Here is a 20,830-nt window from a genome sequence, read left to right as displayed (position 1 = left end):
AACGGAGGAAGCCATGGCCAAGAAGGTAGTAGCTGAAGTTAAGCTTCAGCTGCCGGCAGGAGAGGCTACGCCTGCACCACCGGTAGGTCCGGCGCTCGGTCAGCACGGCGTAAACATCATGGAGTTCGTTAAGGCCTTCAACGCTGCAACTGCAGACAAGAAGGGCCTTGTGATTCCCGTTATCATCACAATCTACTCCGACCGCTCCTTCGACTTCGTTCTCAAGACGCCTCCGGCCTCTGTTCTCATCAAGAAGGCCGCCGGCATCGAGAAGGGAGCCCACATGCCCAAGAAGGAGTGGGTTGGGCAGATTACAAAGGAGCAGCTCAGGCAGATTGCCGAGCAGAAGATGCCCGACCTCAACTGTTACGACATTGAAGCTGCCATGAGAATCATCAAGGGAACTGCAGAAAACATGGGCGTTAAGGTGGTTGACTAACCTTAACCGATACCACCGCAAGGTGGAAGGCAAAAAAGCCGACAGGAGGAGAAGAAATGCCCAAGCACGGTAAGAAGTACATGAACGCCCTGGCCCTTGTGGACAGGAAGAAGCTCTACCCCTTAAAGGAGGCCATTGCACTTGTTAAGAAGATGGCCGACGTTACCCAGCGTAACTTCGACCAAACCGTTGAGATGGCGGTTCGCCTCAACGTTGACCCCAAGTACCAGGACCAGATGGTAAGGGGAAGTGTTGTTCTGCCCCACGGACTCGGTAAAGAGAGGGTTGTTGCCGTAATTGCTCAGGGTGAGAAGCTCAACGAGGCCAAAGAGGCAGGTGCCGATTACGTTGGCGGAGACGACCTCATCCAGAAAATCCAGCAAGGCTGGCTCGACTTCGACGTTCTCATAGCCACTCCCGACATGATGGGTAAAGTGGGTAGGCTCGGTAGGATTCTCGGTCCGAGGGGACTCATGCCCAACCCCAAAACGGGAACCGTTACTTTTGACGTAGCCAAGGCCGTTAAAGAGGCCAAAAGGGGTAAGGTTGACTTTAAAGTTGAGAAGGCCGGTATCGTTCATGCTCCGATAGGGAAGGTCTCCTTCGACGAGGAGAAGCTCTACGAGAACGCCGTTGCCCTTATGAAGGCGATACTTGCGGCCAAGCCTTCCGGAGCTAAAGGGCAGTACGTTAAGAGCGTTGCCGTTGCAGCAACTATGGACCCCGGCGTTAAGGTAGATGTGTTCGACGCCGTTAACGCTGCTCAGAGTGTAGAGTAACCTTGACACCTAAGAATTTTTGAATAGAATTAGCGCTGCCAGTCGGCGTGCCGGTTGAAGAGGGTAGGTGCATAGGCTTAAATGCCCTAAAGGGCAGCCTACTGAGACCGGGTGAGAGACCCCGCCAAGCTATGCCCTCCCTCTTCACCCCGCCAAACAACAGCAGGAGGTAACCTCCGTGAAAACCAGGAAGCATAAGGAGCAGATTGCTCAAGAGTTAAAGGAGAAGTTCCAGAAGGCTCCGCTGGTTATTCTCACAAACTTCCAAGGGATGACCGTTGCCGAAACGAACCAACTCAGGCGCAAGCTGAGGGAAGCGGGGGCCGAGTATAAAGTTGTTAAGAACACCCTTATGAGGTACGCCTATCCCGGAACCCCGGTAGAGCAGATTAAAGACGCCTTTGTAGGGCCTACGGGTATAGTTTTTGCCTTCGATGACATAGTTGCGGCCGCAAAGGCTCTTAAGGACTACATGGCCGGAGACGGCAAGGAGGAGCCCAAGCTTAAGTTCAAGGCAGCCATTGTAGAGGGCAAGGTTGCCGACTTTAACATGATTAAGCAGCTGGCCGAGCTTCCCTCCAGAGAGGAGCTCCTGGGACAGCTTGCCTTTACCCTCAAGTACCCCGTCAACGCTATGGCCTGGTCGCTTGAGAACCTCTTTACCAAGCTTGTTACGGTTCTTGAGAACGTTAAGGCCGAGAAGGAAGGAGCTGCATAAAAAAACTTTAGAGAATACTCACTAAGGAGGAGCGAAATGGCTGAAATCACCAAGGAGCAGATTATCGAAGCTATCAAGAACATGACAGTTCTCGAGCTTGTTGACCTCATCAACGCCATCAAGGAAGAGTTCGGCGTATCCGACATGCCCGTAGTTGCCGCTGCCGGACCCGTTGCTGCAGGCGGAGCTGCCGGAGCTGCTGCCGAGGAGAAGACCGAGTTTGACGTTATCCTCAAGTCCCCCGGTGCCAAGAAGATTAACGTTATCAAGGTTGTAAGGGAGATTACAGGACTCGGCCTTAAAGAGGCTAAGGCTCTCGTTGACAACGCTCCGAGCCCGGTTAAGGAAGGCGTATCCAAGGAGGAGGCCGAGGAGATTAAGAAGAAGCTTGAGGAAGCCGGAGCCGAAGTAGAGATTAAGTAACCCTTGCCTGCAGACAGGTAGAGGACTATAATTTATCAGCTGGGAGACTGCCTACAGGGGTAGTCTCCCTTCTGCTATTTAATCACTAAAACTCCCTTGCGAGGAAGAGGAGACTATGGGAAAACTCCAAAAAACCGCCCCCACCTACGAGAAAGAAAAAGTAACGTCTCTCCCCAGGAAAAGTTTCGCAAAAAGGAAAGAGACCTATCCCATTCCCGACCTTCTCCAGTTTCAGTTTGAGTCCTACGAGCGCTTTATTCAGCTTAACAAGGCTCCCCACGAGAGGGAGAATGTAGGGCTTGAATCTGCGTTCAGGCAGGCCTTCCCGATTATCGATGAGACTACCGGAGTGGAGATTCACTACAAGGGATACGAAATCGGAGACTGGTACTGTAAGTGCGGAAAGTTTCAGGGGCTCGGAGGAAAGGGAGTAGTATGCCCCAAGTGCGGAATGGAGGTTGTGTTCCGCCCCCGCTACACCCCCGACGAGTGTAAGGAGAGGGGTATAGACTACAGCGCGCCTTTAAGGGTTCTCTTTGAGCTTCACGTGTGGCAGAAGGACCCTAAAACCGGCGAGAAGATTGCCCCGGTAATCAAAGAGAACAAGATGTACTTTGGCGAAATCCCCCTTATGACCGAGAGGGGGACGTTTATCATAAACGGAACCGAAAAGGTTGTTGTCAGCCAGCTTCACCGCTCTCCGGGACTCTTCTTCAAGAACGAGATATCTAAAACCACGCAGGTTGCAAGGGTTATTGATATAGCCAGCATAATCCCCGCAATGGGCTCCTGGCTCGAGTTTGAGATTCCCTACAACGACATCCTCTACGCAAAGATAGACAGGAAGAGGCGCTTTATAGGAACTTACCTTCTGAGGGCCTTTGGCCTCAGAACCGACGAGGAGATACTTAAGGTATTCTACGGCGACGTTATCGAGACTCTGAAAGTTGTTAACGGTGAGCTTGTAGATGCCGAAACGGGTGAGGTTAAGAAGCCCGAGGAGCTCAACGACTACTACCTTGTTTCCGACGTTGTAGACCCGGAAACCGGCGAGGTTATACAGGAGGCTTACGAGGAGCTCTCTACAAGCTCCAGGAAGCTCCCCGAGGGGGCCGAGTTTAAGGTAATCAACAAGAAGAAGACCCCCTACGGCGCCGTAATCGTAAACACCCTGAGGAAGGAGAAGCGCGACAGGGTCAGGGAGAAGATAGAAGACCCCCTCATTGCCGCCTACGTTGAGATATTCAGGAAGGTTCGCCCCGGAGATACGGCTACTGTGGAAGGGGCGAGGAAGCTCTTTGAAGCTATGTTCTTCAGCACCCGTAACTACGACCTCTCGAGGGTCGGTAGGGCCAAGGTTAACGAGAAAATCTACCCCAAGGAGAAGCTCGAGAGGTTAACCAAGGAAGACCTGAAGGAGATAGAGTGGCTTCCTCCCCTTAAAGTGGCCGAAGACGTTTACAACGAAGAGGGCGATATCGTTGTAGAGAAGGGCACCCTCATCACTCCGGAGGTTGCCTTAAAGCTTGCGGCCCTTAAGAACTACGATGAGTTCAAGGTTGAGCCCGACTACGACGACGCCGGAAGGATTCTCCACAAGGCAGACATTGTAGGCGCCGTTAAGGCCCTTATGGAAGTTCACGCAGAGCTTCGCCCCTACGACGACATCGACCACCTGGGCAACAGGAGGGTTAGGGGCGTAGGCGAGCTCGCCGAGATTGCCTTTAAGTCGGGTCTGTTCAAGCTTGAGAAGGCGGTTAAGGAGAAGCTCGCCGTTGCCGACGTAGACTCCGTAATGCCCCAGGACCTCATCAACCCGAGAACGGCAATTAACCCTCTGAAGGAGTTCTTCACCCTTACCTCCCTGTGCCAGTTTATGGACCAGACCAACCCGCTGGCAGAAACCACCCACAAGAGGAGGCTTTCTGCCCTCGGTCCCGGAGGACTCACAAGGGAGAGGGCAGGATTTGAGGTAAGGGACGTTCACCCGTCTCACTACGGAAGAATCTGTCCTATTGAAACTCCGGAAGGTCAGAACATTGGTCTTATAAACTCGCTCACAACCTACGGAAAGATTAACTGGCTGGGCTTCCTGGAGACTCCTTACAGGAAGGTGGTTAACGGTAAGGTTACAGACGAAGTGGTTTACATGACCGCCGAGGAGGAGGAGAACTACGTTATAGCCCAGGCCAACGCCCCCGTAGACGAGAACGGCTACATTACCGCCGATACCGTAATGGCCCGCCACAAGGCGGAGTTTAAGCTGGTTAAGAGGGAAGAGGTCCAGTTTATGGACGTCTCCCCGAAACAGGTGTTCTCCGTATCCGCTTCTCTCATTCCGTTCCTGGAGCACGACGACGCCAACCGTGCCCTGATGGGCTCCAACATGCAGCGTCAGGCCGTTCCCCTTATAAAAACCGAGGCTCCCCTTGTTGCCACCGGTATGGAGAAGGAGGTGGCCCTTTACAGCAGGGCTGCGGTTGTTGCCAAGCGCTCCGGGGTTGTTGAGAGCGTTACGGCAGACAAGATAATCATCAAGGTTGACCCCGAAGAGATTGAGGAAGGGGGAATCTCGGTAGATACCGGGTTTGACGTTTACAACCTGAAGAAGTTCCAGAAGTCTAACCAGAAGACCTGCATCAACCAGAGGCCGATTGTTAAGAAGGGGCAGAGGGTTAAGAAGGGTCAGATTATCGCCGACGGCCCCTCTATGGAGAACGGAGAGCTTGCCCTCGGTAAGAACGTTCTGGTTGCCTTTATGCCCTGGCGCGGTTACAACTTTGAGGACGCCATCCTGGTCAGCGAAAGGCTCTTGAAGGACGACGTTTACACCTCCATTCACATTCAGGAGTTTGAGTGTGAGGCCGTTGAGACGAAGCTCGGACGTGAGGAGATAACCCGCGATATCCCCAACGTGTCCGAGGCGGCTCTGAGGAACCTTGATGAGTCGGGTATTGTCCGTATAGGAACCTACGTTAAGCCGGGAGACATTCTGGTAGGAAAGGTTACTCCTAAGGGAGAGCAGGTTCTTACCCCCGAGGAGAAGCTCCTTCAGGCGATATTCGGCGAGAAGGCCAAAGGGGTTAAGGATACCTCCTTACGGGTTCCCCACGGCGTAGAGGGAGTTGTTATAGACGTTAAGATTCTCTCCCGTAAGGGCGAGGCGAAGGACCCGAGAACCCAGCTGATAGAGGCCGAGGAGAAGCTCAAGCTCGAGAGGGAGAAGCAGGAGGAGATTAACCTCATCAAGAAGGACCGCGACAGGAAAGCGGCAGAGCTTATCCTGGGCAAGAAGGTGAAGGAAGACGTTTACGACGGTGCGGGTAACCTGCTCATTTCCGCCGGAGAGGAGATAACCGAGGATAAGGTTGAGCAGCTTGTCTTCTTCGCCCTCAGGAAGCCCTCAATCATCGACGACGAGCAGGTTGCCGAGGAGCTGAAGAAGATAAGGCTCAAGGCCGTTGACAAGATTGCCCTCGTTGAGCACATCTACGAGGAGAAGAAGGCGGCCCTTGAGATGGGGCACGACCTTCCGGCAGGCGTTAACAAGAAGGTGAAGGTTTACATAGCGACCAAGAGGAAGCTCACCGTTGGTGACAAGATGTCCGGTCGCCACGGTAACAAGGGTGTTATCTCTCAGATTAGGCCCGTTGAGGATATGCCCTTCCTTGAAGACGGAACACCGATAGACATTGTCCTCAACCCGCTGGGCGTTCCGTCCCGTATGAACATCGGTCAGGTTCTTGAGGTTCACCTGGGGCTTGCCGCCAAGGCTCTCGGTAAGAAGATTGAGGAGCTCATGAAGGTAGGCCTTGAGAAGGTGAGGGAGGAGATTAAGGCAATCTACAACGACGAGCAGGTGAGCAAGCTTATCGACTCCCTCTCCGACGACGAGCTTCGCGAAGTTGCCAAGAAGCTTGCCAACGGCATCAGGTTTGAATCTCCGATATTTAACGGAGCCAAGGAAGAGGAGATTAAAGAGCTCCTTAAGAGGGCCGGCCTGCCCGAAACGGGCCAGCTTACGGTTTACGACGGCCTTACAGGTGAGCCGTTCGACCAGGACGTTACCGTGGGTTACATGTACATGCTGAAGCTCATTCACCTTGCAGACGACAAGATTCACGCCCGCTCTACCGGACCTTACTCCCTTATCACTCAGCAGCCGCTCGGCGGTAAGGCCCAGTTCGGCGGTCAGAGGTTCGGAGAGATGGAGGTGTGGGCTCTTGAGGCTTACGGTGCCGCCTACACCCTCCAAGAGATGCTCACCGTTAAGTCCGACGACGTTGAGGGCCGTTCGAGGGTTTACGAGGCCATTGTTAAGGGAAGGTACTCCTTTGAGCCCGGACTCCCCGAGTCCTTCAACGTTCTCGTTAGGGAGCTTAAGGCCCTTGCCCTCGACGTTAAGTTCATCAAGGAACTCGAAGAGGAAGAGGGCGAATCTGAAAACCCTGAAAACGCTCACTAAAGCCGTTTCCGCGGGGGCACCTGCCCCCGCTTAAACCCCCTTAGGAGGACTCAACTGTGAAGAAGAAGGAGATTGTATTCTCCCAAGAGCCCAAGACTTTCGAGTTTGACGCCATAGAGATAGGCCTTGCCTCTCCTGAAAAGATTAGGGAGTGGTCTCACGGGGAGGTGAAACTTCCCGAGACCCTTAACTATAGGACCTTAAAGCCCGAGAAAGATGGACTCTTCTGTGCCAGGATATTCGGCCCCGTAAGGGACTGGGAGTGTCTGTGCGGTAAGTACAGGGGCTCCAAGTACGCCGGCGTTGTGTGTGACAGGTGCGGCGTTGAAGTTACACTCTCTAAGGAACGTAGGCGCCGCTTCGGACACATCGAGCTTGCAGCTCCGTGTACCCACATCTGGTACGTAAAGTCCGTTCCCAGCAAAATCGGAGCCCTGCTTGGCCTTTCCGTTAGGGAGGTTGAGAGGGTTGTTTACTTTGAGAGCTACATAGTTCTCGACCCCAACGAGTACGACGGGGAAGAGGTAGAGCTCTCCGGCGGTAAGAAGATTAAGCTGGAGCAGTTTACCCTGCTTACAGAAGACGAATACCAAGAGGTTAAAGAGCAGCTGGGAGAAGATGCGATAGAGGTGGGTATAGGCGCCGCCGGAATAAAGGAGGCCCTTAAGAGGGTAGACCTTGAGGAACTTGCCAAGGAGCTTCGCGACGAAATCAGAATGTACTCCGGCGAAATCTCCTCCATTAACGCAGACCTCCAGAAGAAGCTTCCCAACGTTTTCAAGGCGGCTGTAGAAACCCTTTCCCACTACACGGGGCTCGATGAAGACACAATCATCGGAATAGTGAAAAACGTTCTCGTTGTAGTCACAGACCCGGGAGACTCCGGCCTTGAGAAAGGGGCAATAATCGAGTATGCCCAGTATAAAGAGCTTCAAGACAAGGTAAACCTTGAAGTTGCAAAGGGCGGAAAGGCCCTCGAGTGGTACGTAGAGTTCCTCGCCGAGCAGGGTAAAATCCCCAGCAAGGAGCTCGTTAAGGAAGAAATCAGAAGGGCCACCAGGAAAGACACCACTGAGGCAAAGCTTAAGAAGCTCGTAAGGCGCCTTAAAATAGTTGAGTCCTTCCTCAACTCCGACAACAAGCCCGAGTGGATGGTTCTCGAAGTTCTTCCCGTTCTTCCTCCGGAGCTCAGACCCCTTGTTCCCCTTGAAGGAGGAAGGTTCGCCACATCCGACCTTAACGACCTCTACAGAAGGGTTATCAACAGGAACAACCGTCTTAAGAGGCTCCTTGAGCTGGACGCCCCCGACATCATCGTCCGCAACGAAAAGCGTATGCTTCAGGAGGCCGTAGACACCCTCATCGACAACGGAAGGAGGGGAAGGCCCGTTAAGTCCTCTAAAGGACATCCCCTCAAGTCCCTCTCCGACGTTTTAAGGGGCAAGCAGGGTAGGTTCAGGCAGAACCTCCTCGGTAAGAGGGTAGACTACTCCGGACGTGCAGTTATTGTTGTAGGTCCGGAGCTGAAAATGCACCAGTGTGGCCTGCCCAAAATCATGGCCCTTGAGCTCTTCAAGCCCTTCATCTACAGGAGGCTTGAGGAGAAGGGCTACGCTAACACAATGAAGCAGGCCAAGAAAATGGTGGAGCGTCAGGAGCCCGAGGTGTGGGAGTGCCTTGAAGAGGTGATTAAAGAACACCCGGTTCTCCTGAACCGTGCTCCCACCCTTCACAGGGTCTCCATTCAGGCCTTTGAGCCGGTTCTCGTAGAGGGTAAAGCTATCCAGCTCCATCCCCTCGTATGTCCGCCCTTCAACGCCGACTTCGACGGCGACCAGATGGCCGTTCACGTTCCCCTTTCCTTAGAGGCCCAGCTTGAGGCTTACACCCTCATGCTCTCCACCCAGAACATCCTCTCACCTGCCCACGGTAAGCCCCTTACCGTTCCGTCCCAGGATATGGTTCTCGGCCTCTACTACATGACGCTCGACAAGCCCGGTGCCAAAGGGGAAGGAAAGGCCTTCTCTTCCTTCGATGAAGTTCTCAAAGCCCTCGACCTCGGAGAGATAGAGCTTCACGCCCGCATAAAGGTTAAAGTTCCCGCTCACAAGAGCGACTCGGGCAAAGAGGAAGTTGTAGAGACAACGGCCGGAAGGGTTAAGTTCAACACCCTCCTTCCCGAGGAGTACCCGTTCGTTAACAAAGTAATGACCAAGAAAGCAGTTGCGGCACTTATCTCCGACGTTCACAAAAAACTCGGAAACGAAGTGACCGTTGACATGCTCGACCGCCTCAAAGAGGCTGGATTCCTCCAGGCTACACTCGGCGGTCTCTCCATAGGCGTGTGCGACCTTCACATTCCGCCTACAAAGAAAGAGCTCATAGAGAAGGCAAAGAAAGAGATAGCCGAAATTGAAGAGGGATACCGTAAAGGACTCCTCTCGAAAGACGAGCGCTACAACAAAATCGTTGACATCTGGACAAGGGTTACCGAGCAGATAACCAAAGACATGATGGAGTACATGAAGACCCACGACATCGGAGGAAGGGGCCGCCTCACAAACGACGGTAGGTTCAACCCCGTCTTCATGATGCTCTCCTCCGGTGCCCGTGGTAGCCAGACCCAGATTCGTCAGCTGGCCGGAATGAGGGGTCTTATGGCCAAGCCCTCCGGTGAGATTATCGAAACTCCGATTATCTCCAACTTCCGCGAAGGTCTCACCGTTCTGGAGTACTTCATCTCTACCCACGGTGCAAGGAAAGGTCTGGCCGACACGGCCCTTAAAACTGCCGATGCCGGATACCTCACCCGTAGGCTTGCAGACGTAGCCCAAGACGTAATAGTCACAATGGAAGACTGCGGCTGCGAAGACGGAATAGAAGTTTCCGCCCTTATAGAGGCCGGAGAAGTTGTTATCCCCCTTGCCAAGAGAATCGCCGGACGCTTTGCTGCAGAAGACATAGTAGACCCTGTAACCGGGGAAGTTCTGGTTAAGAAAGACCAGGAAATCACAGAGGAAGTTGCCCAGAGGATAGAAGACCTCGGCATAGAGAAAGTAAAAGTTCGCTCCATACTCACCTGCCGTGCACCCTTTGGCGTATGTGCCAAGTGCTACGGTAGAGACCTTGCACGTCAGAGAACCGTTCAGCTCGGAGAGGCCGTAGGAATCATAGCCGCCCAGTCCATCGGTGAGCCCGGAACCCAGCTCACCATGAGAACCTTCCACATCGGTGGTATCGCTATGCGCGGCGCCGAGGCCTCCGAGTACAGAGCCAAGCACGACGGTGTTGTGAAAATCTTCGACGTTAACACCATAACCGACAAAGAGGGCCGTAAAATCGTTATTAACAGGGCCGGTAAAATTGCCGTTGTAGACGAAAAGACCGGTAAGCACTTAGAGCGCTACGACATTCCTTACGCTGCTGTTCTGAGGGTTAACGACGGAGACAAAGTAACCAAAGGGCAGATACTCGCAGAGTGGGACCCCCACGCCCTTCCGATACTTGCCCTCAGGAGCGGTATCGTTAAGTACAAAGACATCATCCCCGGAGTTACCATCTCCGAGAACGAGCCTGTGATTCTTGAATACAGGACCCTTCCCTACGAGCCCACAATAGAGCTTGTAGATGAAGAGGGCAACGTTATCGACTTCTACCCGCTCCCCGTTGGTGCGAGGATTGCAGTAAAAGAGGGTGAAAAAGTAGAAGTGGGTGCCGTTCTCGCGAGGATTCCCAGGAGAATCGGCGGAACCAAGGACATTACAGGTGGTCTGCCAAGGGTTGCCGAGCTCTTCGAGGCTAGAAGGCCTAAAGATACTGCAATTCTTGCGGAAATCAGCGGTCAGGTTACGGTAACCACCGAGAAGAACAAGATAATCATCACCATTGTTGACCCCGAAACCAACGTTAAGAGGGAGTACGAAGTACCCAAGGGTAAGTACATCTACGTAAGAACCGGAGACTTCGTTAAAGCCGGCGAGCCCCTTACAGACGGCCAGCTCAACCCCCACGACATACTCAATATCTTGGGCGAGAGGGCCGTTGCAAGGTTCCTCCTTGACGAGATTCAGTCGGTTTACAGGGCTCAGGGTGTTGACATCAACGACAAGCACTTTGAGGTAATCATCAGGAAGATGCTTTCCAAGGTTAAGATTGAAGACTCCGGAGACTCCAATTTCCTCGTTGAAGAGGTTGTAGACAGAGAGGAGTTTGAAAGGGTAAGGGAGAAGCTCTTTAAAGAGGGTAAGCGTCCGCCTAAGGCAAGGCCCGTTCTTACCGGAATTACAAAGGCGGCCCTCTCTACAGACTCCTTCATCTCTGCGGCTTCCTTCCAGGAGACAACAAGGGTACTTTCCGAAGCTGCAATTGCAGGAAAGAGGGATTACCTTAGGGGCCTGAAGGAGAACGTTATAATCGGAAGGCTCATACCTGCAGGAACCGGAAGGAAAGAGTACAGGAAAGTTACCTGGGAGTACTGCCCCGAGTATGAAGGAGCAGAAAAGGGTGAAGAGGCAGAAGCCGAAGGTTAAGTGCTGAAGTGAAACACCGGAAGGCGGGGCTTTAAGCCCCGCCTTTTTTATTTAACTTCGGTTCCGCTCTATCCTGTATTTCGGAGTTCCTGTATCTAAAATATAGTTTTAGAAAACTTACTGCATTCCATCATAAAATATTCAAAGTTGGGCTTGTAGCTTGGGCTGCAAGCCCTTCAGGATTTATATTAGATTATTATCATAAACTTAATGGAGGTCCGCTGCACTTAACCCTCTCTTCACCAATTTGCTATAATGAGAAAAGCATTGCAGTTCTTTAACTTGAGAATATGGCCAAAGGTTGGTTTTATCTGAACAAGTGGGATTTAAACCTAAAACGGCCTTTCTCTCTTGAGTTCTATTCCTGCTCGTTTTATCTGAACAAGTGGGATTTAAACCCTCAAAGGTGGCGGTGGTAACCTCGTATTCGTAATCGTTTTATCTGAACAAGTGGGATTTAAACCTCTTCTTTAAGAACTCCCTTACGGTCTCAAGGTCGCCGTTTTATCTGAACAAGTGGGATTTAAACGTCGTCATATAGGGAACGCAAGTTCATCTCCTCCCCCGGTTTTATCTGAACAAGTGGGATTTAAACCAACAAAATAGAGAAACTCAGGCAGAAGCTCCTAAGTTTTATCTGAACAAGTGGGATTTAAACCCACGATAGAGCTGGCTTTTGTGAATAGCTACGCCAAGTTTTATCTGAACAAGTGGGATTTAAACCTTTGAGGGCGTTCTCAATGGCCTCTTTCAGGACAAGAAGTTTTATCTGAACAAGTGGGATTTAAACTGTAGTAGATGTGGAAATATCTCATCTCCTCTTCGTGGTTTTATCTGAACAAGTGGGATTTAAACCATTGATTTATTTGAATTTGCTTACCCCCAATATCTAGTTTTATCTGAACAAGTGGGATTTAAACGTTAAAAGCATTTAGCTTTACTTGGGAGGCACTTCCGCTTTATATTGCTGCTGCTCTCTTAAAGTCAGCAGTAGAGGAAAGTTAATTCAAACCTTTCTGAGTCGAAAAGGCCTTTGTCGGTTAGTTTGAGTTTTGGAATCACTTCAAGAGCCATGAAAGACAGTGTTATTAGGGGGTTTTTCAGCCGGCAGCCGAGGTTTTGAAGCTCGGTTTTTATTTCGGTCACTTTAGCGGCTAAGCTTTTAACGTTTGAGTTGCTCATAAGGCCCGCAATGGGTAGGGGAATTGTTATGTTGCGGTTTCCGGCGTGTAAGCTTATGCCGCCACCGACTTCTATTACCCGGTTAACTGCTTGAACTATTTCCCGGTCGGAAGCTCCCAGGGCTATTATGTTGTGGTGGTCGTGGGCTATCGACATTGCCAAGGCTCCCCTTTTAAGGTTGAAGCCTTTTATGAAGCCTACGCCTATTCTCTTCTCTCCATACCGATTAACAACTACAAGTTTGAGAACATCGTTATCGGTATCTGAACAGAGGTTGTTTTTGATTTTCCTGGCCTTTAAACAGGCTTTGTCTGTTATTAATTCCCCGTCTGTGGCGATTATGGTTTTTACAAACTCTCTTAATGCTGTAATTCTGATTTCCTCTTCTGTTATTTTCTCTGCCTGGAAATTGTTTAGTGTTTGGGAAATGGCCGGTGGCACAAATAGAGGCGTGCCGTTGTGGGCTATTTTCCGGCCGTTGCAGTAAACGCTTTTTACTGTTAGGGGTTTTAGGCTTTCCAGTATTAGAAAATCTGCCGGGTCTCCGGGCCGAAGCAGACCCACCGGTAGTTTATAGTGGATTATCGGGTTTACAGAGGCGGCTCTTAGGGCTTTTAGGGGGGATATGCCCTCTTCTATTGCCGTTTCTACAAGTCTGTTTATGGTTCCGGAGGTAAGGTCGTCGGGGGAGCGGTCGTCGGTGCAGAGCATAACTTTTTCGGGGTATTTTTCTATTAGCGGAAAGAGCTTCCGGAAGTTCCTTGCGGCAGAGCCTTCCCGAATCTGTATGTAAACTCCCAGTTTTATTTTCTCCTCTGCCTCCTCCAGTGTTGTCGATTCGTGGTCGGTAGATATTCCGGCTTCGAAGTATTTTCTTGCCTCTTCCCCTTTTAAACCCGGGGCGTGACCGTCTATCGGTTTTTTCACCCTTTTTGCCGCCTCTATTTTCGCCATAACTTTTTCTTCTCTATTAATTACTCCGGGAAAGTTCATCACTTCTCCCAGCGATTTCACCTCTTTGAGCTTTAAGAGCTCTTCAACCTCTTTAACGCCGAGCACGGCACCGGCCTTCGAGAGCGGAGAGGCCGGGACGCACGAGGGTGCGGCGAAGAAGAGCTTCACCGGCACGCTTTTACCGTTCTCTACCATAAACTTCACGCCCTCAGTTCCCAGAACGTTTGCTATCTCGTGGGGGTCGGCAACCGCCGAGATTACGCCGAAAGGGGCGAGGGCTGCGGCAAACTGTGCCGGTGTCAGCAGGGAGCTCTCTATGTGAACGTGGGAGTCGATAAACGGTGGAGTGATTATCTCTCTTCCCGTTCCTCCGGGCTCTACCCTCTTTATCTTGCCCTTTTCAACGGTGATTCGGCCGTTAAAAACCTTCCCGTTTAGGGGGTCGTATACCTTCCCTTCAATTACCGTTTTCACCTTCCACCTCCCTACCTCCATTCTACTCCTCGGAAGGCGGTTTCAATAATTAAGAATCACTAATCTTAGAAAAGATGGAGTATAATGGAGGAAATAAAATAGTGTGGAGGTAAACGTGAAGAGAGTATTGGTTACCCTCGGGGCTGTTGCAGCACTTGCAACGGGCGCGGTTGCAGGTGGAGGAGCCCACTGGGGTTATTCCGGCAGCATCGGGCCGGAGCACTGGGGAGATTTAAGCCCCGAATACCTTATGTGTAAAATCGGTAAGAACCAATCGCCCATAGATATTAACAGCGCCGATGCGGTTAAGGCGTGTCTTGCTCCCGTTAGCGTCTACTACGTTTCAGACGCAAAGTACGTTGTTAACAACGGCCACACAATTAAGGTTGTTATGGGGGGAAGGGGTTACGTGGTTGTTGACGGTAAGCGCTTTTACCTGAAGCAGTTCCACTTTCACGCCCCCAGCGAGCACACCGTTAACGGCAAGCACTACCCCTTTGAAGCCCACTTCGTCCACCTTGATAAAAACGGGAACATAACGGTCCTTGGCGTTTTCTTTAAGGTTGGGAAGGAAAACCCCGAGCTTGAGAAGGTGTGGCGTGTTATGCCCGAGGAGCCGGGTCAGAAGAGACACCTTACCGCAAGAATCGACCCGGAGAAGCTCTTGCCCGAGAACAGGGACTACTACAGATACTCCGGCTCTCTCACCACACCGCCCTGCTCGGAAGGGGTTAGGTGGATTGTGTTTAAAGAGCCGGTTGAGATGTCTCGGGAGCAGCTTGAGAAGTTCAGGAAAGTTATGGGCTTTGACAACAACAGGCCGGTTCAGCCCCTTAATGCAAGGAAGGTTATGAAGTAGTTCCGGCGGGGCTTGTGCCCCGCTTTTTCGGGGCCTACATTATGGAAGTATGTTGAGGGTTCTCTTCCTGCTTCTGTTTTTGGCTTCTGCGGCCGCTGCAAAAACTTCCGCCTCCCTTTACCTGCCTTACAGGTATCCCGGCTCTTTGGGCTACTTTAAGGTAAACCCGAAGAGTCCTTACAAGGTTGTAGTTTCCGGGGCCGGCAGGAGTTGGGTGTTTAAGGGGGTAGAGGGAAGCAGTAAGGTTTACTTTGTTGTTCCATACGGGCTTAAGGGGCGGTTCAAGCTCTCCCTCTACCGGGGAAGGCGGGAGGTCTTCTCGCGGATTTTGAGGGTTTCCCCTAAAAGGTTCAGGGTTTCACGGATTTGGGTAAAAACGAGGCCTTTGAAGGGGGCCCTTCTGAGGAGGGTTATTCGGGAGAACAGGCTGCTGAGGCGTATCTTCTCTCAGGTTACTCCTAAGAAGTTTCGCTCTTCTAAGCTTCACCCTCCCCTTCCGAGGTTGGTGGTTTCTACGCCCTTTGGAGCCAAGAGGATTATTAACAGGAAGAAGCGCTCTATCCACTGGGGAACCGACTTCAGGGCCAAAAGAGGCACTCCGGTTTACGCAGCCCTTTCGGGCAGGGTGGTTCTGGCCAGGAAGCTCTACTTTACCGGCAACACGGTTGTTATAGACCACGGCTTGGGGATTCATACCCTCTATGCCCACCTGTCGAGGATAACCGTTAAAGAGGGACAGTTTGTAAAGAGGGGACAGGTTGTCGGCAGGGTGGGGTCGACCGGTAGGAGCACGGGACCGCACCTGCACTTCGGCTTTTACGTTGACGATGTAAAGGCAGACCCCATGCTGGTTCTGAAGGAGCAGCTTTAAGGGGCCCGCCCGCTTTGCAGGGGCCCTACAGTATTCCAGCCTTTTTGGCGTAGGAGTAGAGCTTCATAACCACCTCTAACGGGTTGCTGTCGGCGGAGGTTTCCTGCTCTACCGTTCCCACAATCTCTTTTCCCTTCTCGGGCTGGTTGAGTAGGCCTTTTAGGAGCTTCAGCACCGTTTCCGCGTTGAGCTCCGAGCCGCCTCCGAGTGCTCCTGCAAGCTTCCTGAGGTCTCCAAAGTTCATCTTTTCCCCCTATATTTGTTTTGTCAAACCATACCACTTGAGCCCTACGGATTTCAAGGGAGGTTTTTTGAGAAGGGCCGTTTTCCTCGACAGGGATAACACCCTCATTTACGACCCCGGCTTTATCCACGAGCCTGAAAAGGTCAGGCTCCTTGAAGGGGTTGTTGAGGGGTTGAAGCTCCTTAAAGAGGCCGGCTTTCTGCCGGTGGTTATCAGCAACCAGTCGGGCATCGGCAGGGGCTACTTTACAGAGAGAGAGTTCTGGGCGGTTAACGCAAGGCTCAACAAGCTTCTGGCACCCCACGGGGTTCAGATAGAGGACTTTTTCTTCTGCCCCCACAGGCCCGACGAGAACTGCGACTGCAGGAAGCCCTCTCCGCGCCTGGTTTTTGAGGCGGCCCGAAAGTGGGGAATAGACATCTCGGAGAGCTTCGTTATAGGCGACAGGGACTCCGACCTTATGCTCGCCTTCAACGCCGGTTGCAGGGGCGGGCTGATTGTGGGAAGGGAACCCTTTAAAACCTTCCTCGACGCCGCCAGGTTTATAGTCGGAGGAGGAGATGAAGCTCTACTCTCGGATAAAGACAAGGCCTGAAGATTTTGTTGTGGAAGAGCTTCCCACCCTAAAGCCCGGGAACGAGGGGAAGTTCTGGCTTTTGAAGCTCAAAAAGCGGAACACTTCAACTCTTGAAGCCCTCAGGGTTATATCCCGCTTTAAAAAAATACCCTTGAAGAAAATTGGCTTTGCCGGCCTTAAGGACCGTTTTGCCGTTACTGTTCAGTACCTTACGGTGCCCGTTGAGTTTGAGGTGGGAAACTGGTGCTTTGAGTTCAGGAACGGCAGGTGGGTTGAAGTAGAGGCCTTCGACTTTACCGGAATGGGCTTCTGCGTTGAGCCGCTGGGTAGAGTTAACAGGCCGCTTACGTTGGGGGACTTAAAGGGGAACAGGTTCACTGTGGTTATCAGGAACTTCGAGAAGAACCTGAGGGAGAGGTTCTACCGTAACTACGAGGTTGTAAAGCGCTACGGCTTTCCCAACTACTTCGGCGAGCAGCGGTTCGGCAGCGTTAAGAGCCGCGACGACTTCGTTCTCCGCTACCTGCTGAGGGGAGACTTCGACGGCGCCCTCAGGAGCTACTTCTTCGGCAAGTCTTCTATAGACTTCTGGGGAGATTGGCGGAAGCTCTACAAGACCCTCTCACCCACCCTTGAGGAGTACGAGAAGGACCTCATAAGGGGGCTCATGAGGGGGCTGACTGCCGAAAAGGCCTTCAGGATTCTGCCCAAAAACGTTCGGCTTATGTTCAACTTCGCCTATCAGAGCTTCCTCTGGAACGAAGTTCTCAGGGAGTACGTAGAGGCTAAATACCCCTTTGTGCGGGTGCCTTTTATAAACAACTGGAAGCTCTCCTACTACCTCGAGGTTCACGACATCGATTACCTTAAGGAGCTTCAAATCCCCTACACCGGCAAGGAGTACCCTCCCGAAGACCCGGTTCTTAAAAAGGCTATGAGCCGGGTTTTCAGGCGTTACGGCGTGAAGGAGGAGTGGTTCGACGCCCAGGTAGGAGGTATGGCGGTTATGACCGACGGCCTCCGCAGGGCCGTTGTCTTTCCGGAAGGGTTTAAGGTGCTCGAGAAGACGAAAAGGAGCGTGAAGCTCACCTTCACGCTCCCGTCGGGCTCCTACGCAACCATACTTCTGCGCTTTCTCCTTAAAGTGTAGCCAGAATGGACTGGGCGCTGTCTTCCGCCACTAAACAGCTCTCTATCAGCTCCTCCCGCGACAGGAGGGAGAGTTCCGGGGGGAGTTCAACCTCGGCTCCCTCGTTGAGCCTGTCGCACTCTTCAAGGAGCCTCTTTGCAGCCTCTTTGAGCTTCCCAAGCTTACTCTCGGGGTTGAGCAGGCCGTTAACCACGTACTCCGAAACGCCGGCCTTTTCAAGGATTTCCCTGATTTCCTCTCCTATCTCCTCCCTTACCTGCTCGAGGATTCCCACCATGTAGGCTTCGTCGTCGTGCTCGGGCATCAGCCTCTTTGCAAGCTCCCTCATCAGGTATGCCAGCTTGAGGGTTCTTTTTATTTCGTCTTTATTGGCGTTTTTGAGCATAGAGGAGGTGAGGAGGAGGAAAACGTAGTCTTTTAAGTTCCTGTATCCCAAATAGGCTATTGCCTGAACGATAGACTTGATTTCCTTTTTGAGGCCGAAGTAAGGTGAGTTAATGAATTTTAATAATTTTGCCGAAAGGTTCGGGTCCATGCTGATTATTTTGGCTATTTCGTCGAGCTCTTCCCCCTCAAGGAGCGCCTTTATCAGTTTTAATAGCACTTCCCGTTTAAGTTCGAGCTTTTCTATGCTGGACATTGCTCCTCCCTCACTCGTGATTCAGAATTCATTATAGCAGTTGAACCACTTTCTCGGCCTCTATGTCGGCGTCGAAGCAGACCTTTACCAGGAACTCCTTCTTGAAACCGCCCACCAGCAGGGGGAACTCCTTTTCCTCCCCTTCGATAATCTTCCTGCAGTAAGGGTTAAAGGCGAGGGCAAACTTCAGGAGTATTCCCAGCGGGGAGTGGGGGTTTGTCAGGCCCTCTACCACCTCTTCTGAGACGCAGGCCTCTTTCAGCATATTTAAAAGCTCCTGCCCCATTTCCCTGTAAACCGGGTAGAGTATCCCCACCATAAAGGCCTCTTCGGCCAGGGAGGGAACCTGCCTCTTGGCGGCCATTTTCATTATGTAGGCCGTTCTCAGGAGCTCTTTCAGCTTTGTCGGGTCTTTTTCGGTTAGGAGCGAGGTGGCAAGGAGCGTTACGGCAATCTCCTTGAGTTTTTTAAGCCCGATGAAGGCTATTGCGTCCTTTATTGAGGAGATTCTCCGCTTCAGCCCCGCGTAGGCAGAGTTTGCAAATTGGAGGAGCTTTGCCGCAAGGTTGGGGTCTGCCGAGGCTATCTCGGCCACCGTAGAGAGCTCCTCTTCCTCCATAAGGGCTTTTATGAGCCTTAGAAGCACCGTTCGCGAGATTTTCGGCTCTTTCATCTCAACCTCTAAGCGTAAGTTTCTGGTAGTAGAAACCGTCTGCGTTGTCTTTGTGGGGAAAGAGCCTCAGGCTGCCCTCCTGCTCCCTCTCTTTAAGGTATTCCGGCAGCCCGGTTAGCGGGAGCGGTGTGTAGCCCAGTCTCCTTGCAAATGCGCTGTTCTCCTCTCCCTCCTCCCTCTCGAGGGAGCAGACGCTGTATAGGAGCGTTCCTGTGGGCTTTAGGAGCTCTTTTGCCGCCTTTAAGAGGCTCCTTTGGATGGTTTGGTTGTGTTTTATTAGGCTCAGACTCTTGTTCCACTTGCCTTCCGGGTGGCGCCTTATAACGCCGGTTGCCGAGCACGGGGCGTCTATGAGGATTCTGTCGAACTTTCCCCTGAACCTGTTCAGGAAGTTTGGGTCTCGGGCGATGTCCGTGATTACAACCTCTGTATTCTCCACTCCCAGTTTCCGCAGGTTCTCCTTCAGGAGCTCGGCCCGCTCTCTGTTTACGTCTACGGCAACGATTTTCGCGCCGTTTCCGGTCAGCGAAGCTATTGCCGTTGTTTTGCCCCCGGGGGCCGCCCCAACGTCCAGTATCAGCTCCCCCGGTTTTGGCTGTAGAAGGTAGGCCGCCAGGTAGGAGGCAGGGTCTTGGATGTAGAAGAGCCCCTCTTTGAAGCCCGGAAGCTCGGGGAGGTTCACCCTCCCCTTTATCCTTATCATCTCTTTGAGGAACGGGTGGGGCTCTGCCTCTACGCCGGCGCTTTTCAGGAGGTTTAGAAGCTCTTGGGGTTGGGTTTTTATGAGGTTTACCCTTATGAAGAGGGGCGCCACCTTGTTGAGGCCTTCGAGGAGGTGGGGGAGCTCGCGGGGGCCGTAGAAGCTCTCCCACCTTTTAACCATCCAGGTTTCAAAGGAGTGTAAGGTTGCAAGCCTTTCGAGGGGGTCTTTAATGCTCTCTACCTCTTCTCGGTAGTTGAAGTTTAAAAGCTTTTTCCCTACGGCGTTTACAAAGCCGGCGGCTCCCTTTCCGAGCCGCTGCTTTACAACCTCAACCGTTTCGTTCAGCGCGGCGTAAGGGGGAACGCCGGTGAAAAAGAGCTGGTAGGCAAGCAGTCTCAAGGCGTTTCTCACTGTAGGTTTTTGGCTTGCAAGTCTCCTGCCGCTTGCCCGCTCTACCGAGAAGTCAAGGAGCCTTAGGAACCTTACCGTTCCGTTCACCAGCTCCCGTAGGAAGGCCCTCTCCTGCGGGGTCAGGGCCGCCGTTAGGGCCTCCAGGTGCTCCCTCAGCTTTTTGTCTCTCTCGAAGGCGTTTAGGACCTTAACCGCTATTTCCCTCTGTTTCCAGCCAGTCAACATCTTCAAATATCTCCTCTCCCTTTACTGCCCGCTCTATGAGCTCTGCCACCTGCTCGGGGATTCTGTTTGTGGTGTCTATGTGGATAACCCTTTCCGCCAGCGGGTTCTCAAGGGCTTCGGTTGCTATTACGGCAAACCTCTCCGCCTCTACGTTCTCCTCTACCTTGGCCGGCGGGTAGTTCCTCGGAGCCAGCCGCTTCCTTACCGTTTCCGGAGAGGCCCTCAGTATCACAAGGAGGTCTGCAGGTATAAGGTGGGCAACGAGCCCCTCGGCTATGAAGGCGTTTCTGTTTTCAAAGTAACTTTTCAGTTTTTCGGGGTCTACAACCAAGGCGTTGCGCTCGTCGTCCAGCTCGCTGTAGAGCTTCTCCTCCCTTACGAGTCGGGAGAGCTCAAACAGCGGCAGTTTCAGCCTTTCTGCCAGCAGCTTTGCAACGGTGCTTTTGCCGGTTCCCGGGGTGCCGGTAATGGTGATTCTCAACCCTTTACCTCTCTTAAGCTTAGTCTTCAGAGT

Annotated in this window: 16 protein-coding genes and 1 CRISPR repeat array; of the genes, 10 read left to right on the top strand and 6 right to left on the bottom strand. The window is 52.3% G+C overall.

All coding sequences use genetic code 11. The features are described from left to right. Positions 1-13: 13 nt before the first annotated feature. The 6 genes from rplK (at position 14) to rpoC (ending at position 11,353) form a co-directional block, all read left to right on the top strand. Positions 14-439: a 50S ribosomal protein L11 gene (gene rplK / locus THEAM_RS07995; protein ID WP_013538327.1), complete on the top strand. Its 426-nt coding sequence runs from the start codon at positions 14-16 to the stop codon at positions 437-439. 56 nt (positions 440-495) lie between these two features. Next, complete coding sequence (gene rplA / locus THEAM_RS07990) at positions 496-1,218, top strand: 50S ribosomal protein L1 (protein WP_013538326.1); 723 nt, start codon at positions 496-498, stop codon at positions 1,216-1,218. Between the two features lie 178 nt (positions 1,219-1,396). Continuing rightward, a complete protein-coding gene (gene rplJ, locus THEAM_RS07985) occupies positions 1,397-1,936 on the top strand; it encodes a 50S ribosomal protein L10 (RefSeq protein WP_013538325.1) in 540 nt (179 codons plus the stop codon). A 45-nt stretch (positions 1,937-1,981) separates the two neighbouring features. Beyond that, the gene (rplL, locus tag THEAM_RS07980; protein ID WP_041440093.1) at positions 1,982-2,359 is read left to right on the top strand and encodes a 50S ribosomal protein L7/L12; all 378 of its coding nucleotides are present in this window, start codon (positions 1,982-1,984) and stop codon (positions 2,357-2,359) included. Positions 2,360-2,474: 115 nt separating this feature from the next. Further along, positions 2,475-6,824 (top strand): DNA-directed RNA polymerase subunit beta, encoded by a 4,350-nt coding sequence (rpoB, locus tag THEAM_RS07975; RefSeq protein ID WP_013538323.1) that lies wholly within the window; start codon positions 2,475-2,477, stop codon positions 6,822-6,824. Positions 6,825-6,880: 56 nt separating this feature from the next. Next, positions 6,881-11,353 carry a DNA-directed RNA polymerase subunit beta' gene (gene rpoC, locus THEAM_RS07970; protein WP_013538322.1) on the top strand — a complete coding sequence of 1,491 codons (4,473 nt, stop codon included), beginning with the start codon at positions 6,881-6,883 and terminating at the stop codon, positions 11,351-11,353. 304 nt (positions 11,354-11,657) lie between these two features. Further along, positions 11,658-12,273: a CRISPR direct-repeat array (repeat unit 28 nt; unit sequence GTTTTATCTGAACAAGTGGGATTTAAAC). 64 nt (positions 12,274-12,337) lie between these two features. Here the strand turns inward: rpoC and ade are convergent. After that, positions 12,338-13,963: an adenine deaminase gene (gene ade / locus THEAM_RS07965; protein WP_198005514.1), complete on the bottom strand. Its 1,626-nt coding sequence runs from the start codon at positions 13,961-13,963 to the stop codon at positions 12,338-12,340. 115 nt (positions 13,964-14,078) lie between these two features. Between ade and THEAM_RS07960 the strand changes: the two genes are divergently transcribed. Together THEAM_RS07960 and THEAM_RS07955 are read left to right on the top strand one after the other, a co-directional pair. After that, on the top strand, positions 14,079-14,822 hold the full coding sequence (locus tag THEAM_RS07960) for a carbonic anhydrase (RefSeq protein WP_013538320.1): 744 nt from the start codon (positions 14,079-14,081) through the stop codon (positions 14,820-14,822). Between the two features lie 49 nt (positions 14,823-14,871). Further along, positions 14,872-15,693, top strand: coding sequence for a peptidoglycan DD-metalloendopeptidase family protein (locus tag THEAM_RS07955; protein ID WP_041439574.1), 822 nt, complete (start codon positions 14,872-14,874; stop codon positions 15,691-15,693). A gap of 25 nt (positions 15,694-15,718) precedes the next feature. On the opposite strand, the gene THEAM_RS07950 is transcribed toward THEAM_RS07955, so the two are convergent. Then, positions 15,719-15,937 (bottom strand): hypothetical protein, encoded by a 219-nt coding sequence (locus THEAM_RS07950; RefSeq protein WP_013538318.1) that lies wholly within the window; start codon positions 15,935-15,937, stop codon positions 15,719-15,721. 67 nt (positions 15,938-16,004) lie between these two features. Here THEAM_RS07950 and THEAM_RS07945 point away from each other — a divergent pair, with 67 nt between their 5' ends. Both THEAM_RS07945 and truD read left to right on the top strand, forming a co-directional pair. Further along, positions 16,005-16,532, top strand: a complete 528-nt coding sequence (locus tag THEAM_RS07945) for a D-glycero-alpha-D-manno-heptose-1,7-bisphosphate 7-phosphatase (RefSeq protein WP_013538317.1) — start codon at positions 16,005-16,007, stop codon at positions 16,530-16,532. Beyond that, positions 16,498-17,664 carry a tRNA pseudouridine(13) synthase TruD gene (gene truD, locus THEAM_RS07940; RefSeq protein ID WP_013538316.1) on the top strand — a complete coding sequence of 389 codons (1,167 nt, stop codon included), beginning with the start codon at positions 16,498-16,500 and terminating at the stop codon, positions 17,662-17,664. The genes THEAM_RS07945 and truD overlap by 35 nt, the downstream gene beginning before the upstream one ends. On the opposite strand, the gene THEAM_RS07935 is transcribed toward truD, so the two are convergent. Genes THEAM_RS07935 through THEAM_RS07920 form a run of 4 tightly spaced genes read right to left on the bottom strand, consistent with a single transcriptional unit; the run spans position 17,654 to position 20,797 of the window. Continuing rightward, positions 17,654-18,304 (bottom strand): HDOD domain-containing protein, encoded by a 651-nt coding sequence (locus THEAM_RS07935; RefSeq protein ID WP_013538315.1) that lies wholly within the window; start codon positions 18,302-18,304, stop codon positions 17,654-17,656. The two genes, truD and THEAM_RS07935, sit on opposite strands and share 11 nt — an antisense overlap. A 31-nt stretch (positions 18,305-18,335) precedes the next feature. Then, positions 18,336-18,977, bottom strand: coding sequence for an HDOD domain-containing protein (locus tag THEAM_RS07930; protein WP_013538314.1), 642 nt, complete (start codon positions 18,975-18,977; stop codon positions 18,336-18,338). A gap of 1 nt (position 18,978) precedes the next feature. Continuing rightward, entirely contained in the window at positions 18,979-20,316 is a 1,338-nt protein-coding gene (gene rsmB / locus THEAM_RS07925; RefSeq protein ID WP_013538313.1) for a 16S rRNA (cytosine(967)-C(5))-methyltransferase RsmB, read from the bottom strand. After that, the gene (locus THEAM_RS07920) at positions 20,279-20,797 is read right to left on the bottom strand and encodes an adenylate kinase family protein (RefSeq protein ID WP_013538312.1); all 519 of its coding nucleotides are present in this window, start codon (positions 20,795-20,797) and stop codon (positions 20,279-20,281) included. Before THEAM_RS07920 ends, rsmB begins: the two co-directional genes overlap by 38 nt. Positions 20,798-20,830 lie beyond the last annotated feature (33 nt).

Origin of the sequence: Thermovibrio ammonificans HB-1, assembly GCF_000185805.1 — a bacterium.
Taxonomy (GTDB): domain Bacteria; phylum Aquificota; class Aquificia; order Desulfurobacteriales; family Desulfurobacteriaceae; genus Thermovibrio; species Thermovibrio ammonificans.
This window is presented reverse-complemented; position numbering and strand designations above follow the sequence as displayed.

What these genes read in the sequence shown, in the direction of transcription:
- rplK (WP_013538327.1), top strand. Translation starts at nt 14, where the DNA reads ATGGCCAAGAAGGTAGTAGCTGAAGTTAAGCTTCAGCTGCCGGCAGGA.
- rplA (WP_013538326.1), top strand. Translation starts at nt 496, where the DNA reads ATGCCCAAGCACGGTAAGAAGTACATGAACGCCCTGGCCCTTGTGGAC.
- rpoB (WP_013538323.1), top strand. Translation starts at nt 2,475, where the DNA reads ATGGGAAAACTCCAAAAAACCGCCCCCACCTACGAGAAAGAAAAAGTA.
- THEAM_RS07955 (WP_041439574.1), top strand. Translation starts at nt 14,872, where the DNA reads ATGTTGAGGGTTCTCTTCCTGCTTCTGTTTTTGGCTTCTGCGGCCGCT.
- THEAM_RS07950 (WP_013538318.1), bottom strand. Translation starts at nt 15,937, where the DNA reads ATGAACTTTGGAGACCTCAGGAAGCTTGCAGGAGCACTCGGAGGCGGC.
- truD (WP_013538316.1), top strand. Translation starts at nt 16,498, where the DNA reads ATGAAGCTCTACTCTCGGATAAAGACAAGGCCTGAAGATTTTGTTGTG.
- THEAM_RS07935 (WP_013538315.1), bottom strand. Translation starts at nt 18,304, where the DNA reads ATGTCCAGCATAGAAAAGCTCGAACTTAAACGGGAAGTGCTATTAAAA.
- THEAM_RS07930 (WP_013538314.1), bottom strand. Translation starts at nt 18,977, where the DNA reads ATGAAAGAGCCGAAAATCTCGCGAACGGTGCTTCTAAGGCTCATAAAA.
- rsmB (WP_013538313.1), bottom strand. Translation starts at nt 20,316, where the DNA reads ATGTTGACTGGCTGGAAACAGAGGGAAATAGCGGTTAAGGTCCTAAAC.